Origin of the sequence: Bradyrhizobium sp. CCBAU 45394 (assembly GCF_028128655.1) — a bacterium.
Lineage (GTDB): Bacteria > Pseudomonadota > Alphaproteobacteria > Rhizobiales > Xanthobacteraceae > Bradyrhizobium > Bradyrhizobium diazoefficiens.
Genome location: NZ_LBIX01000175.1, coordinates 1 through 15748 on the forward strand (window position 1 = coordinate 1; position 15748 = coordinate 15748).

Genomic DNA, 15748 nt, shown 5'->3' on the forward strand with positions numbered 1-15748 from the left:
TGCCGTCGCCGTTGAAATCACCCGTGTACCATGTGAGACCGCTATGCGTCGGCAGGGACCAAGCCGTCGGCTCGACACTGGACAGAGCCAAGTTGTCAAACGCGGCGAAGATGTTGCTGTCCGGGCGGGACGAGAGCCAGTCACTGCCTTCAACTCTGGTGAAGTCGTACAATAGACCTACGCCGGCCTTCATGACGAAGTTCTGCTGGAGCTGGGCGGCCGCAGCGCTGTATGTGGACGAGTCCGCTTGCATCGACGACACGTCGAAAACATATCCGGTTGGCGAGACCGCGGTATCGATCACCTGGTCCCAGCGGGCGTTAAAGGCAATCCCGAGGCTGGCATCGATCGACCACCAACTGCCGTCCACATAGACCTCGTTGATGGTGTACTGGCCGGCAGTGACGACAGTGTTCTCGAGACCATCATGGGTCAACATGGCTGCAAGCAACGTCGCTGCATCCGCCTGCGACCCGATCGATGCGGCGATATAGGTTCTGGCGGCCACATCTGCCGGCAGTGTGGTGCCGTCGACAGAGTTCGACGCAACGGTTTCTGCCGTCGAGGATCCGATGCTATCGCCGGTCCTCCACATACTCCCGATCCACTGCGCGAAGAACAGGACCTGGGCGACGGAGCTCGAAAAGGAGGCCAGATAGCCTGCGCTCGAGGCTGCCGTATAGGCCGACGAGATCGCCCGCTCCAGCTCGATCAGAGTATCAACCGAGGCCGGACGCCACGTCTGCAGGCTCGCCTCGATATCGGCCGGGCTCTGGACATAAGAAAGGTCAAGCCGGGCTGCCGTGAACGACACCAGGAGATTGAACTGGTCCAACGTATAGCCATTCAGGTCCGCAGATGTTGCAATCGGTTCAAGGGCGCCGCTGTTGTATGGGCTGTAGACAGAGAACACATCGCTCTGACCATCGCCCGAGAAGTCGCCGATGCTGAGCGTGTGGTCGCCTGCATTGGTGTCCGAGGCCAACAGCACCGGATCCGTGAACCCCGTTCCGATAGACGCCAGATATTCGAAGCCGATGCCGTCGACTTGGCGGCCGAGGTCGTCAAGACCGTCACCGTTGAAGTCGCCGACGTACCATTGGCCCGCGGTGCCCTGTCCGGCCGAGGTCCATAAGCCCGCATACTGAAAACTGGACCCGGTCGAGAGGAAGACAGTCGTGCCCACGCCCGCAGTATAGGCAGCGAGATCGTCAAGTCCGTCACCGTTGAAATCGCCGACGTACCAGTTCTGGCTGCCCGAGCCGGCAACCGTCCAGCTGCCCGCCGAGACGAACGAGGAGCTATTCGACAGAAAGACTTCCGCCCCCGTCACGCCGTTCACAGTGCGAAGGATATCCGTCAGGCCATCGCCATTGAAATCGCCGACCGACCAGCCAAGACTCCCGTCATTCTCAGCTGTCCAGCTCGATCCCGCCGAAAAGCCGCTGCCAGTCGATAGATAGACATAAGCAGCCGAAGTGCCCGACTGATAGGACAGCAAATCATCGCGGCCATCACCGTTGAAATCACCAACGATCCATCCCTTTGATCCGGCATTGACCGTTGTCGACCAGACCGCGCCGGCCGTTAGTTGCGATCCGTCCGACAGAAAGACTTCGGCGCCCAGCGAGCCGGATGTCGCGCGCAGGGCGTCGGTCTTTCCATCCCCGTCAAAATCGCCAATCGTCCAGCCCTTAGGAGCAGTTACAGAGCCGCTCCATTTCGTGCCTGTACCGGACCACTGCACAAGACCAGTTTCATCGAGGAAAGTGTGGCCATAAGCCAAGCTTTGATAGAAAGTAACGGGATCTCGGCGATAGCCGTCGGTGAACTGCCCGACGGCAACGTCTTGTGTGAATGTGTTGAAAAAGTCGACCAAACTGTCGCGATAGACGCTCGACCCTTGCATCTTGCCAGCATGATCGAACTGAAAGACATTGATCGTCTGATCGGTGGAAATTACCTGGTCCCAGGCACCTTCATAGGCAAGCCCCAGATTGGCATCGATCGTCCACCACTCGCCATCGATTAACGCTTCGTTGAAGACGTGAGCGTTGCCGCTGACCACGCGGCTTTCGATGCCGGCTTCCAGCAACAGATAGGACATGACAGTCGTGTAATCGGTGCAGCAACCGATCGGAGAATCGAGGAACGTGCGAACAGTGACGTCTGCCGGATCAGTTACACCGTTGATTTCATTATCGACGACTGCGCCGGTTGCCAGGAGTTGAGTAGGATTGCCATACGACCACAGGCCGGAGACCCATTGGAGGTAAAAGAAAACTTGCGCCTGCTCTGGCGTGAAATCAGTGCTCTGCGTCGTGCTTTGGTACTGTGCATCAACGTATTGCGCAAATTCCTGCCAGGAGTCGATGCCCGCCCGCCAGTCCGTCCCCGAGGCTTGGAGCGAGATGTTGCTGTCATAGGCCTTGTAGTTCAGACGACTTGCGTGATCATCGAGCAACGCAGCCGCCTGGACCGGATCGTAGCTGTAAAACTGGCCGACATACCGGTTGTCAAGCTGCCCCTGCGTCGTGGCGTCGCGTGACTGCGCGCCAATGCTGTACCAGCCAGTCGAAGCGATTTGGAGAAGCGCATTTCCTTCCGACGTATAGGCCGGCGTCAGATCCCAGCTGCCGCTGGGCGGGGTATAAATAAAGTGATACTCGTCCGAGGCATCAATTCCGTCGAACTTGATGAGTACCGTCTGACCTTTGAAGACAATTTGTGGTATAATAACTGAATATGTCAAACATGCCCCCAAGCAGCATCGATCCGGTCTTCAGACGAGACAGGAGCCTTCTGGCAAGCGGGCGTCGGCTTCACCAAACGCCAGCCAAACCTCTCTGATAATATTCCGCCTCCGCAGCGGAATATGTAACCGGCGAGCCACACCGACGGGCTGATGGCGGTCGCTTGTCCTCAAACGCGGAGCTCTCGGTACCGGTTTGCGTGCGATCTCGAGCATCGGGCACGTTGCTTCGGTAGCCAGACCGGTTCTTTCTTAGCGGCCGCAGTCCCTCGTACACTGTGACTGTGGCTTCAGATGTTTGCGGGGGCCCCTTGCCAGAAATCGAGGCAGCTGGCATGCCACGTGAGCCCGAACTGAGGGGGGTCGATCCGGCAATGGGTAGGTTCCGGAAAGTGAGTGGCGATCAACCGATTGAGATATTGATCGGAGGCCGCGCGTTATATTGTCCCCATCAAACAACTGGCCCCTGTTAGCTTATCCAGTTCTAGTCACGCTGCCTGCAGAGGCCGCGAAACGCGGTCGCCAAAGCGCCAGCAAGCCTTGTCAATTCTGAAGAGCGCAGGGTCGGAGTCTCGCATCTATGGTATAAGGATACCGTAGATGCACAGGTGTGATAGCATCTTTTCGCAACCTTGCGTTTTGTTGCACTTTGTTGCGCTCGAACTGTGGAGCGCATCCGGATCGCCGGATTCTTTGCGAAAGAGCCGCCGCAACTTGGCGGTTGACTTGCGAAGCCCCCACTGTTTGCGAGCATGTGCGATAGCGATCGTTACCCGAAGGGCCGAGACACCCATAGGGTGGCTCGGTGAGGAGCGAAGCGACGAGTAGAGCGCGGGCCGAAGGCATCGCCCAAACGCTTGCCCGCGTAAGTGAGTGAGGGTCGCTTTAGTAGCGAACCCGAAAGTCTACCATCATGATCGTTTTCACCGTTTCGAATGCAAGCCGCATGTCCGTCACAGGGCGCAAGCGAACCTGGAGCTGACGGCTGGCGACAACGATCCGGCCTGGCCGAGCCACCGCAAACGGCCAAGATACGGTTTGAGCGCGGTCTTGTGCTGCGTGAGGACGGTCAGATCTTCGGTGGAGACGACCTGACGATCGGCTCCTGCACCACAGTCACGTGCTGACTATCCGCGGCGACGGCTACCGGCTCCGCGCCAAGCGCAAGAGCGGCCTCATCAAGTCGCCCGCCGCTGACGGCCCTCCGGTCGGCTCCGCCTCCCTCCGTCCCGTCAGCGGCGGAGCTAACCTTCAACCGACATCATGAACCCGAGGATGGGGGCAGTTCTTCATGACGCAAAGGGGGCAGTTCCGGATGGCGTTTGACAATTGTGGAGTTCGCGAGCCGGGCCGTTAGGTCCGGCGAGCTCGCGACGCGGATTCGCGTCGAAGCCGCCGATCCGGTGACCGGATCGGCGGCGCGGTTGCAGTAGTTGGTTGTATGGCCGCGTGACCCGAGCCGGGTCACGCGGCTTGCACTGTCAACATGCGCGCTCCAAGAGCAGCTTCGCTTTCCCTTCCAACTCGAGCCTAGCATCTTGGTGCAACTTGGCGCGGGCCAGCGCTGTGATCCCCTGCACAAAATCAAAGATGCTTTCCGGCTTACGGCTTTCCTCGCCGAGAACCGTCTCGATAATTTTTGTCGTGTCCGATTTGGAGAAACCACCCTTGCGGAGGAAGCTTTCGCGGTCCTCGTCGGTGCGAGCAACGATCCGCTGTCGCGCGGCCTTGATGCCGGCCACGAATGGCGCCGGTGAAGAATTTGCAAAATTCGTCAATGCTGGTGCGGCTTCATGTGCGAATCGTTGCGCGGCGAACTTCGAATGACGGATGGTAATCTGCTCGAAATTCTCCACGCCCCAGAGATTGCGGTTCATGCAGACGGCGCGCAGATAGAAGCTGGCGATGCCTAGCGTCTTGCTGCCAACTTCACTGTTCCAGCAATAGAAACCCCGAAAATACAAATCCGGCGATCCATCCGCCAACCTCCCGGCTTCGATGGGATTGGTGTCGTCGACCAGAAACAGGAACACGTCGCGGTCACTGGCATAGAGCGTCGTCGAGTTCTTGGTCACGTCCACAAAGGGATTGTGAGTCATGGTCGCCCAATCCAGCACGCCCGGCACTTTCCAGCGGGTATCGCCCGTGCCGTTGCCCGCGATTTTCATGGTGGCAGCGACAAGCTCATGATCCCAAATACGGCCGTATTCGGGGCCAGTCACCGCGCGGAGCTCGACGCGCCCGTTATCGGCCTCCAATGTCTTCACCAGTTCTGCGCGATGCGAGATCAGGCCATGCTGCAGGTTGATGGCCGATAGCGCTGCGGGAAGCTGCCGCAGATAGGACGAAGGCGCGCCGGTCAGCGTGCACAACTGGCCAAAGCTCCAATGCGTCGGCGCCACGGGCTCGTCACGCCCAGGCACAACCAATGCCAATCGCTCCGCATCATCCCGGTCTGCCTCCACCCGGATCGCCCGGCTTTCGACGGTGCGCGTCTGCGCGCCTTCAGCCCGGCCACGGACGGCCTTATACAGGTCCGACAGGTTCAAATAGCGCTCGTCATCCGGTCGGGCAAACCATTCCGACGATACGCGCCCAATCCGCTGGCCGCGCGACACATCCACCCGAAAGCCGCTCGATGCTGGCCGTTCGCTTTGCTGCAAAGTCATCATGTTCATCTCGTTACTCCTATGGGCTGAGGTTGAAGCGCAGCGCTGCGCTGCAACCCTGCCCGTCGGCGAGACCTGGGGTAGCAAGGGCAAGGGCGGTCGGATGCGGAGGGGGATCACCCGCCCGAAGGGGCGCCGCGTGCGGCGCATCTGCACGCGCCCCGACGAAGTCGCGATCCAAGGCGCGGAAGATCGGGGATACCGTTCCGGCCGGCACGGCGTGCCGTGCTTCACCCTTGCCTGCGCGAGGGCGGAGCCCTTAGCAGTCCGCTTTCAAGAAAGATTGCGCTTCCTTGATCCGCATCAGCGGCAGAATCGAAAAGGCCCCGCCTCCGAGGAGGCGGGGCCGGTAATCCCGAAGGATCAATCGCCGCTACGGCGAGACCAGATCAGAGCGAATTCGTCAGCACCATCGATCTTGACGAGCGAGGCGTAGATTGCACCAGGCAGCGCCGGATCATCGATCTTGCAACTGAGGTAGGTGCGATCGCTGTCGCGTGCGACCTTCTTCCAGGCCGCCCCGCACTCGACCGTGCCCGCGACGATCCGGTAGTCGGGCGCCTTGTCGTTACCGGTTTCGGAATTGGCGACCAGCTTTGCTTTCAAGTTGAGCGTAAGGGTCTTGATGGACCCGATATAGCCGGTTTCCGACGCGGTGAAGGTGCCGATCTGAGCCATGATAGTCTCCATTTGTTACTCGGGCCGCGACCATCGCTGCCTCGATGGCGATCGTTGGCCCGGGGAGCGATCGGCCCGCAGCCGTCAGGCCCGCAGCGCACGCGGAGGACTGCGTCAGCCGGCTTTTTTGACTTCTCGCGAGGAATGCCGCCGCTTCGCGGCAGGGGAAAAAAGCTGGCGTACCAGTTGCGGGAAGGCGATCGAGGCGAAGCCGGCCCTCGGGCTTGATCCGCTCATTCGAGGCTGCGCAGGACGCGCGCCGTTGACAGGCAAACGGACACAATCATGGCGCATGGCGCTGGATTGCAGGGGGATTAAACCGGTCTTCTCGGGGACATGGGCGATACACACGTTTCGAGGGCCGGGCGGTGAAGTTAAGGCAGGTTGGCGATCAGATTTGGCGGTTTTCGCGCGGCACGAAAGGTCGCGCACCTTGGTCGCTCTGCGACGGCCGATCTGCCCTCGATTTCATGCATGATCCAATGCTGCGCTGTTACGGGTGGTCCTCTCGTCGAAAAGTGCGGGTGACATAACGCATCCGGTCAGCCAGGCGGCCGGCACCCATGATACATGGTCCACCCTTTGGGGGGCCTTTTGTGCCCGGAGTGGGATTGCTGGATCCATGAATTTGCCGCGCGCCGATCGGGCGCACGGCAAATTTTTATTGCTGGGCTGGGGCCGCATAAGCGGCCCCAGCGTTGGCGTCATTCGGCGGCCTCCGATATGAGGTCGCCGTCTCGCGCAGCGTTTGATGTATCCATGACCTTGTGCCGAGGTTCGGCCGTTCTCAGCGGGGAGGGCAGCCATCCGGTCGCCGCCAGCAACTGTTCGGCTGCTTCCGCCATGTCAGCCTTCTTCATATCGACGATGCGCTCGGCGGCCTCGTTGCTCACGCCTTCGCTGACCGCCTCCAAAATGCGCGCCTTGGTGATGCGGCCGAGATAGCTGCGCACGGTCGGACGCCAGTATCCGGTCATGTCGAGGGAGATGGCTTCCGCCAATTGGTCGGCCGTTGCCAACGCGCGCGGCCGCCGCTCCAACGGGAGTATGACCGCATTGACAGTCAGCGCGACACAATGCGCAAACAGGCTCATGCGACTGTCGTGGTCAAGCTCGGCCACGAAGGTCCACAGTTCCGTGACGTCCCGCGGCATCTGCCGTGCCCAATTGGCGTGACGATCCGCCCAAGCCTTGCCGGGGGGAGTATCCTCGATGCTCTCTGCATGCGCGGCGAGGTCGGTCTTGACCGGCCGGATGCCGACGATATGCACATCCGCACCGAGATAGAATATTTGAGCCGCGAGCGCATGCGTGACCGCCAGGATGGCGACTTCGGGCTGTTCGCTCAAATTGAGGCGCAGTCCCAAGGTGCGATGTGCGGTGATGTCCCGGACGAGAAGGTCGGACAAGGGCCGGTCGTCGGCCTCCTCGCTGGCGGCCTCTGCTCCCCCTGCGTTATCCTGCATGGACTGGCCGTCCGCATCATGGCTCCCGTTCCTCGACCGATCGCCGCTCTCCCGCTCAGCTTCGGACTGCAGCTTTTCGTCTCCCGGGCGAACGAAGCCGCGTTCGATTCTGATGGTGCCGTCGTGATTGAGGATCACAAAGGCTCCGCTGCGCGCGATGTCGTTAGGATCGTAGGCCTGCCGCTTCGCCTCCAGCCGTTCGATTTCTGCTTCAAGCTCGCCGAACTGCGCGTGAACGTCGTCGGAAAGCTCTTCGACGGTTTTATACTGTTCGGTCAGTTGGTCGAATTGGCTCTGGGCCACCTCCAGAGCGCGCGCGTCTTTTGCCGAGAGTTCGACGGAATGCGGATAAATCCGCCGCATGCCGTGCGCGTGCGGGAAATCAAGCTGGGCTTCGGTCCATTTCCAGCCCTCGGCCTCCCGCAACGCCTCGGCCTCGCTGTCGAGCTTTGCCGTGACCAGGCCATCGAGCAAGGCAACATCTTCCAGATAGCCGCCGCGATCCTCGGTGAAGAGATCGCGCAGGACCGTGCCGCCCGCTTCCGTATAGGCCTCGATCCCGACGAAGCGGGCGCGGCGGTCGGTGGCGGGGACGTGAGTTTCCATGAGCAGGCGGCGGATCGTACTGGCGTCCCGATTGTAGGATAGCCGCTCATAGACGGCTTCCTGTCGGACATGATCGTCGGTGATGGCAAAGGCCGCCAGTTGGTCGAGGCACAATTCACCATCGCGATAGGCCTGCATCATCTTCGGCGAGATCGCACCCAACCGCAGGCGTTGCCGCACCACGTTCGGCGTTACGCCGAAACGCGCGGCGATTTCTTCGGCACCAAACCCGCGTTCGTCCGCCAGCTTCTTGAAGGCCTCGAACTGGTCGGCCGGGTGCATGTCCTCCCGGGTGACGTTTTCGTCAAGACTGATTTCGAAGGCGTCGTTCGTGGTATCGACGATGCAACGGATCGGCTCGGTCTTCTTGATCTCCTTCCGCTTCACCCGCAAGAGCTGCGCCAGCCGCCGCCCCTCGCCGATGGTCACGAAGTAAAATCCGGTCGCGACACCTTCCGCATTAAGCTCAGGTTCGACGACAAGATTTTGCAGAATGCCCTTGGCGGCGATGCTCGACGCATAGCCTTCGATTGCTGCTTCGCTATGCGGCGTCTTACGTGCGTTCTTCGGTGACTTCTTGAGCTTGCTGAGCGGAACGAAAATCTCCGTCCCGCTTGCGGGGACGGTCTTCACCTGCTTGGCCGACATGATCGATCTCTCCTGCTGTTTCACGGGCGCAGAGCGCGCACTCCGCGCCTGCGCCCCTGCCCGTCGGCGAGACCGGGGGTAGCAAGTGCCAGGGCGAGCCGGGCGGCGGGGGATCGCCCGCCCGATAGGGCCGCTCTCTGGAAGCGGGTCTGCACAAGCGAATGGGCAAGCCCGCGATGGTTCGTCGTCTAGGGACAGCGCGGAAGACCGGGGAGGCCGCCCGGGTAGGCGCCGGCATGAGCCGGCGCTTCACCCTGGCGCGCGCGAGGGGCGGAGCCCATTCGCGAGTTCAAAACGAGATAGTCGTCTCGATCGAAATGAAGTCATCCTCCGACAGGACCAGCAAGAAAGGCAGCCGCAAGAGCGTCAGCATAGCGCCGCCCCTGGCGGGACGCGGGACCGACTGCAGTCCCGAGACCGGTTAAAAAGGCACCCGCAGGAGGGTCAGCATAGCGCCGACGTGGAACGCGGCGGGACCCGGGACCGAGTGCCTCCGGCGAGGGACACCATATGCAACCTGAGACATCTGCCACAGATGGCGACCAAATCGGCGGCGACGGTGGAGCAACACCATTATGGAAAGCAGGTCGCACCAGCCTGATGACAATCGACCTACAAATAATGCCGTCGAGCCGTGATCGGCTATTACTTCTGTCATTTCGTCATTTCGTCGGATCACGTCGGCAAAGGGGCCGGTGGGAATTGGCGCAACCAGTGCGGGGTTCTTGCACTCGCGAAGTTCTCCCGCGACGAGGAGACTTGGCAGATCCCCACCGCATGGTCCGACGAAATGACAAAATGCCAATATTCGTCAGCCAGGATTCCAACGTCCGAGATCCCTTTGAACCCTGCACGTCCGGGCGGTCTCGCAATCCTCGTGCGAGATAGCGCCAGTTCTGACGAAAAGCTCGCATGCTCCCGGCCGAAACAGGGCCAGTCTTTTCAGACGAGGATGAACACAATCACCCGGCGACCGGGTGATCGGTTCGGCCTTCGATCCTGCTCCTGGACATTTTTGTCATTTCGTCATTCTGTCAGGCCCCGACTCTCTGGGTGGTCTCGTACCTTCACCGCATCCTGAGTATTGTCATTTTGTCATTTCGTCGGGCTGCAACCCTGACGGTCATATTCGGAAGCCCAGGCACGATCGTGCCGCTGGAGCGCGGAACATTGGATTTTGTGGGGGGTCACGGGACTCATCGGGTTTAAGTCGCCTGTAGATCAGATGCCGCCCACACGAGGTGGGTCTCAAACGGAAGGCATCATCATGGCGAAGAAGCGTACCACGACCAAGGCGGAGGCCGATGCTCCGCCGAACGGAGATGCGATCGGCACGAACTGGCCCGCGGCCGATCTGACGTTCATGCAGCCGCAGTCGACGCCGGCTCCGGTGTTCCCGCTGCAGCACCTCACCCCGGCCATCGAGGCGCTGGTCCGCGGTTTCACGGATACGCAGCATCTGAGCGCCGCCTATGTCGGCCCCACCGTGCTCGCCACCGTCTCCGGCGCGATCGGCAATCGCTGGCGGATCGGACTGACGTCGGCCAAGACCGAGCCGCTCGCCTTGTTCGCCGCGATGGTGGGCCGGCCCGGCTCCGGCCGCAGCACCGTGATCGAGATCGCCCAGGACGCGCTTCAGCATGCCGAAACTGCGATCACGGGCCATGGCGCGAACACGCCGCGCTCCTCGGCGGGCTCGCAGGAGATGTCGGCGCATCAGGCGCGGCAGACCTCGAGCGCGATGAAGCGCATCTTGCGCAGCGGCGCCGTCCCGGCGGATCTGGATGAGGACGACGCCGCTTCCGGGCCCCCGCTGGTCCTGTGCGATGCGACGGGCGCGGGCTTCATCGACGAGCTGAAGCACGATGCGCGCGGCCGCACGCTGCTGTCGGCCGAATTCCGCGGCGTGCTCACGGGGCTGATGGCCGGCCAGGGGCATCGCGGCCGCACGATCCTGCTGCAGGCTTTCGACGGGCCGCGCTACCCGGTCAAGTTGAAGTCCGGGTTCATCGTGGTGCCGGCGCTGCTGCTGACCGTTCTGGCCGCGGTCCACCCGCAGTCGATCGGTCACATCACGCAAGGGGATGGGCTGTGTGCCCGCTTCCTGTGGAGCTATCCCGATGTGACGCCCATCCACGCGTTGCCCAGCGAGGCTGGCCCCGTGGATCTCCTGCGCAAGCTGGCGGTCGACCTGGTCCGCTCGGGCGGTAGCGACTCGACTGGCCAGTATTACGACACGATCGCGATGTCGGACGAGGCGCGCACGGTGCTCGACCGCGCCAGCCGCACCTTCACCGCTGGCCTCGACGATCTCGGCGATCGCCTGCATGATGTCTACGTCCGTGCCGCCCAGCAGGCACGGCGTATCAGCGCGGTGTTCGCGGTCACCGAGGCGGTCAGCAAGGGCCAGCAGCCGATTGCGGTCTCCGGCGAGGATGCGGAGCGCGCGGTCGGCTTGATGGCCGAATTCTTCCTGCCGATGGCCGAGCGCACGCTCACGGTGACGCGAGAGAAGGAAGAGGCCCCCACCACCCAGCTCGCCCGGCACCTGCGCCGGCTGGGCAAGGCGACGATCAACTCCCGCGAGGACATCCTGCGTGGGCGCGGATCGCCGCTGCGCGATGCCGGTGCGATCCAGGATGCGTTGCGCGAGCTGCAGCTGCGCGGCCTCCTCCAGCCGGCGGAGCGGGTCGGCCTGGGCCGGCCCGCACAGAACTGGCTCGTGCACCCGGCCTTGCTGACGGCGTAGCCGAGAAGCGGCGATGGGGAGCACCCATCGCCGCTTCCCGCCTCGGCTAAGATCATTCGACGACCCGATCCAATCCAGCCAGCACGAAGGACGCAGAGAACTATCGGCTTTCGCGGCATGCATGCCGAATCTGGTCCGTTCATTTCGAAAGACGAAGCAGCACGGTGCCCACGTCCATCTGGCGGCGAGATTGTCGCGTTGCCTCCTAGCGCATCGATCAGCTGCACAGGCGCGATGACAATTGCTCTCACACGCAGCTTTGACGGTGTTACGCGGGCGCACCGACCTTGCGATTACAATCCCTAGCCACACATCTTCGACATGGATATTGGCCAGCATATTCAGGCGATCGTCGAAACGCTCGGAGCGGGTGCGGAACGCATCCCGCTGCGGCGAGCGGTGCGGTCTTGCCTGGCTAATTTCGACGCCTTGCGCGGCCGCGGCCTGACCTGGGAGCAGATTGCCGCGCGCCTGACCCAAGCCGGCGCTCGCGACAAATCCGGTCGGGCCATTGCCGCGCACAACCTGCGAACCGAGTACGCGCGACTTGCCGCCGAGCCAGACGCCCATGAGGGAAACGGACGCGTCACGACGCACCGCCTCCTCGAAATCGAGCACGGCCGCAAACCAATCATTAAGAGCGCTGGTGTCACAGTTCCCCGATCGCCGGCGTCGTCGTCGAGCCGGCTCGCCGAGATTCTGAAGACGCGGCCGCGTCCGCTCGACCTGGACGATCAATGAAGCTTGCAAAGCCAGCCTCCGTTACCAGAGCAAGGCAACGTGACCGCGTCTCGGCTGAGCTCTTGGGGCTTGCCCTGAACTTCTACCGAGGCGAGCAGGCCGTCGATCCGCTATCGTCGGCGATGGATTTCGTGGCGGCATGCAACACCTTTGCCGCGGATGTCCACGATTGGCTCGACGATCTGCCTGAACATTCCGAAAAACAGAGAGGTAAAGGACGTGTTCAACGCTATCCGTCAAGGCGGCGAAAGGATCTGATCGCGGAGCTTCATCACTTCGCTGATTTTTTGAATGCAAATGTCGATCGGCCCGCAGGGCAGGCCCTCAAGATCGGCCCGTTGAAAGGCCGCCGCAACCTCAGCAAGTACGCTTGCGAAGAGTTGCTCGGCGATCGAATCCGCCCGCTTCGAATTCCAGACAAAGATCTAGCCGCGAACTGGAATCCGCGCGAACTCGCTCCATCGGACATTGACGTCATTAAGCGGGCCTTCGCCGCTGCCGAGGGCACGACAGTCAAATCTTACCGGCTCATTCTGCCTGAACCGCGAAATCTACTGGCGGGCGTCATTCAGGAGCTTTCGCACAGGTCACAAGATTGCACGCAAAACATCCCGATCCGGGATTTCGTTGAGATTCTCGGGCCAGAGGCCATTCTGAACCTGGGCAGCCGGGCTCGAATTGTTGCTTTCCAGCTTCAAAGCGCGACCGAGATGTGGGGAAGCAAGGAGAAGGATTCCCAACGCAACCGAACGGTGACCGATTTCGACAAGAGGCCGCCGATCTATCAATGGATCGCTGAAGCTCTCGAAATCGGCGCCAAAACCACGAGAGAGCCGCCAGGTGTGCAGGTGCGGCTCTTGGCCGGCGACAAGAGCAGCGACTCATTCGAAGGCAGGTTTGCGGGATTCATCCGCGCCGCGATGAAGCTCATGCCGGAATTCGCGCTGAGATGTGGTGTCGGGAACTTCGACCCTTTGGTCGGGACCGACGGCGCATGGACCATCAAACGCAAGCGAGCCGACGGTACCGGCGCTCGTGTTGCGAGGCGCGATGTTGCTCTTGAAGTCGCCTATGACTTCGCAACGAGAATCGTGAGGCATCGCGAGCAGATCGTCATTCTCGGTGACTACGTCGAGACGCTCAGTCGATGGAACCTTCGCTTGGCCGCGTTAGCGCGGTCCAACCCGAAGCTGGTCGATGATCGCGATTACTTCCAGAAATTCGCAAGGAATGCAGCGGCGGTCTGGCGCAAGGATTGCGAAGACGAGTATCGCAGAGGCATATTTTATTCGTCCGACGCAAAGTACCGCGGAAATAACCAGCTGGCAGCGATGTTGGACATCGACATACTGCGCTCGCGCTATCCTCTCGGAAAAGGCGCGTCGCAATTTGCCGATGTGGATAGCACGCGGCTGCTGAAATTGCTCAGCCCTCTTCATTCGAATGTGGAGATTCATGCCCGGCTGGGCAGGATCTTCAAGCTTCTCGATCGGATGGACGGCGCTCGAAGCGGGCGAAAACCTCGACGTGACATATGATCGAACAGGACTTTGCTGATCCAGCCGACCGCTGGATCGAAACCTGAAAACGCTTTCGACGCACTTGCTCGTGTCGAATGCGTTGTAACTTGGCGCATCTGTCGCGCGTGTTCGGTGGAGCCTCTCATGTTTGCGGTCCAAATCGACTGATCACAAGTCCCTTCGCAAGGACCGAGGGCTAGCCATCCTTGCAAGGATTTGTGGTCCTTGCCGCGCGCCCAGACGCGCTCTCCCACTCAAAGCGCTGCCCCTCGAATGTGGGGGGTCACGGGACCCATCGGTACGCCAAGCCTGATTCTTTCGCAGTTCCTTCAACCAGGAAAGAGGACTGCTATGAACGATCAGGATCGCAAGGAAAAGCGCCTGCAGCGCAAGGCTGTAAGGCTCGTCAAGGGCGCGCGTGAGGCCGAAGAGCGGGCCAGGACCGGTCCCATCATTCACCTCGTCATCGGTCCCAAGGGCGGAATCGGAAAGTCGACTCTGGCGCGGCTGCTGATCGACAAGCATCGCTTGACGGGCGGCGGCGTCCGCATCGTGCAGGTGGATCGCACCGCTCTCCTGCCCAGGCTCTACGCCGATCTGGTGTCCGTCGTTCATCTGCCCGGCACCGAGGAGATGCGGAGCGATCCGTTGGCCGCAATGACCGCGATGGAACCGCTGTCGGCCGCGATCGACGCCTCGCTCGCAGACGGTGTGCCGGTCGTCGTCGATGTTGGCGGCGGGCCGTCGGCCGCGGCGACGGTCGAGTACATCGGCAAGGCCCGGCTGGATGCGCACCTGCGCAACAATGGCGTGCAGGCCGTGGTCTGGCTGGTGTTCGTGGCCGATTTCGCGGCGATGGGCCAGAGCGCCGCCCTCGGCAAGGCGCTCGCGATCGCATGCCCCTCGGCAGAGATCGTCGCCGTCCTGAACGAGCGCAGCGGCCGATTCAAGTTCTTTCCGGGCTCCTCCTCCGACGACGTCTGGCGCGAAGCGGTGGCGCCCTTCCTGGAAAGCCGCCGCATCCTGCAGATGCCGGCGGCCGCGGCCGGCGCGCTCGTGCCGTTCGAACAGCTCGGCATGACGTTCGTCGACATCATCAACGCCGATGACACCGACATCGCCCAGCGGCTCAACGTGTCGCGCGCGATCGCCGCGGTCCTGCAGGGCGACGTCGCGAGCTGGCTCGAGATCATGTGGGGTGGCATCGAGGTGCTGGCGACCGCTGATCAGGGAGGCCACGATGCCTGATCAGGTGAACGACCAGCAACAGCAGCCCCGGCCCGAAGAAGATTTCGATGCTTGGCTGCGCCGCCTGCGCGAGTTGCGCGTGCGCGGGGAAGCCGGGCGCCACGCAATCGTCGAGCGGTTGGCCACGATGCCCTTCCATCAGCTCCGGCGTGTGCCCGGCTGGGTGATCGCCCGGCTCGGCCCGCGCGGGATGGCCCTCTTGGCCGAACGCTCGCGGATCATCCGCGTTCAGGGGGGTGGCTCGCCCGCCCCCCAAGAGCCCGCCCGCCCGGTTCGCACCGCGCGCAACATGCCGGAAAAGAGCGTGTCGTGGTTGACCCGGCTCCGCCGGCGCCAGCCCTTGTGGTGGGAATGCACGCGCAAGACGTCCATCTCGGCGGCGATCGGCGGTCTCATCATCGTGTCGGTCCCGTTCGTCGAGCGCATCCTACCCGAATTGACGGTTCAGCCGTCGGCGCCGCGCGTCTGCGGCAGGCTCGACGCCTGGACCGGCGATTGCACCTATGTCGTCGGTTCGACGGGCCTGAGCCTGTCGACGGCCGCCGACAAGCTCGGCTTGCCGCTCGCCGTCCTGGCCGCGGCAAACCCCTCGTTCGACTCCAGCATCCTCTTGCCCCAAGGCGCGCGCCTCTACGTCCCGCGCCGCACTGGCATCAACCTCAGGTGACATC

General features: G+C 62.0%; 9 protein-coding genes and 1 pseudogene. 6 read left to right on the plus strand and 4 right to left on the minus strand.

All coding sequences use genetic code 11. The annotated features are described in order from the left end of the window. On the minus strand, positions 1–2752 hold a 2752-nt coding region (locus WN73_RS35235; RefSeq protein WP_271556819.1), incomplete at its 3' end, for an FG-GAP-like repeat-containing protein. A gap of 1096 nt (positions 2753–3848) precedes the next feature. On the opposite strand from WN73_RS35235, the pseudogene WN73_RS35240 reads away from it, so the two are divergent. After that, positions 3849–4019 (plus strand): annotated as a pseudogene (locus WN73_RS35240) (ATP-binding protein); the annotation flags it as partial. Positions 4020–4233: 214 nt separating this feature from the next. On the opposite strand, the gene WN73_RS35245 reads toward WN73_RS35240, so the two are convergent. The 3 genes from WN73_RS35245 to WN73_RS35255 all read right to left on the minus strand — a co-directional run bounded on the left by WN73_RS35245 (position 4234) and on the right by WN73_RS35255 (position 8819). Then, positions 4234–5430, minus strand: coding sequence for a DUF932 domain-containing protein (locus WN73_RS35245; RefSeq protein WP_271556820.1), 1197 nt, complete (start codon positions 5428–5430; stop codon positions 4234–4236). A gap of 354 nt (positions 5431–5784) precedes the next feature. Beyond that, entirely contained in the window at positions 5785–6099 is a 315-nt protein-coding gene (locus WN73_RS35250) for a DUF736 domain-containing protein (protein WP_271556821.1), read from the minus strand. 704 nt (positions 6100–6803) lie between these two features. Further along, positions 6804–8819 carry a ParB/RepB/Spo0J family partition protein gene (locus WN73_RS35255; protein ID WP_271556822.1) on the minus strand — a complete coding sequence of 672 codons (2016 nt, stop codon included), beginning with the start codon at positions 8817–8819 and terminating at the stop codon, positions 6804–6806. Positions 8820–10086: 1267 nt separating this feature from the next. On the opposite strand from WN73_RS35255, the gene WN73_RS35260 reads away from it, so the two are divergent. From WN73_RS35260 to WN73_RS35280, 5 genes are all read left to right on the plus strand, one after another. Then, positions 10087–11568 (plus strand): DUF3987 domain-containing protein, encoded by a 1482-nt coding sequence (locus tag WN73_RS35260; RefSeq protein ID WP_271556823.1) that lies wholly within the window; start codon positions 10087–10089, stop codon positions 11566–11568. 321 nt (positions 11569–11889) lie between these two features. Then, the gene (locus tag WN73_RS35265) at positions 11890–12309 is read left to right on the plus strand and encodes a hypothetical protein (RefSeq protein WP_271556824.1); all 420 of its coding nucleotides are present in this window, start codon (positions 11890–11892) and stop codon (positions 12307–12309) included. Then, positions 12306–13847, plus strand: a complete 1542-nt coding sequence (locus WN73_RS35270) for a hypothetical protein (protein WP_271556825.1) — start codon at positions 12306–12308, stop codon at positions 13845–13847. The genes WN73_RS35265 and WN73_RS35270 overlap by 4 nt, the downstream gene beginning before the upstream one ends. Before the next feature lie 207 nt (positions 13848–14054). Further along, a complete protein-coding gene (locus WN73_RS35275) occupies positions 14055–15077 on the plus strand; it encodes a hypothetical protein (RefSeq protein ID WP_271556826.1) in 1023 nt (340 codons plus the stop codon). Beyond that, on the plus strand, positions 15070–15744 hold the full coding sequence (locus WN73_RS35280) for a hypothetical protein (RefSeq protein ID WP_271556827.1): 675 nt from the start codon (positions 15070–15072) through the stop codon (positions 15742–15744). Before WN73_RS35275 ends, WN73_RS35280 begins: the two co-directional genes overlap by 8 nt. The last annotated feature ends 4 nt before the right edge of the window (positions 15745–15748 follow it).

Bases quoted from the DNA above. Each gene is read 5' to 3' on its own strand.
- WN73_RS35280 (WP_271556827.1), top strand. From the start codon at position 15,070: ATGCCTGATCAGGTGAACGACCAGCAACAGCAGCCCCGGCCCGAAGAA.
- WN73_RS35250 (WP_271556821.1), bottom strand. From the start codon at position 6,099: ATGGCTCAGATCGGCACCTTCACCGCGTCGGAAACCGGCTATATCGGG.
- WN73_RS35260 (WP_271556823.1), top strand. From the start codon at position 10,087: ATGGCGAAGAAGCGTACCACGACCAAGGCGGAGGCCGATGCTCCGCCG.
- WN73_RS35270 (WP_271556825.1), top strand. From the start codon at position 12,306: ATGAAGCTTGCAAAGCCAGCCTCCGTTACCAGAGCAAGGCAACGTGAC.
- WN73_RS35265 (WP_271556824.1), top strand. From the start codon at position 11,890: ATGGATATTGGCCAGCATATTCAGGCGATCGTCGAAACGCTCGGAGCG.
- WN73_RS35255 (WP_271556822.1), bottom strand. From the start codon at position 8,819: ATGTCGGCCAAGCAGGTGAAGACCGTCCCCGCAAGCGGGACGGAGATT.
- WN73_RS35245 (WP_271556820.1), bottom strand. From the start codon at position 5,430: ATGAACATGATGACTTTGCAGCAAAGCGAACGGCCAGCATCGAGCGGC.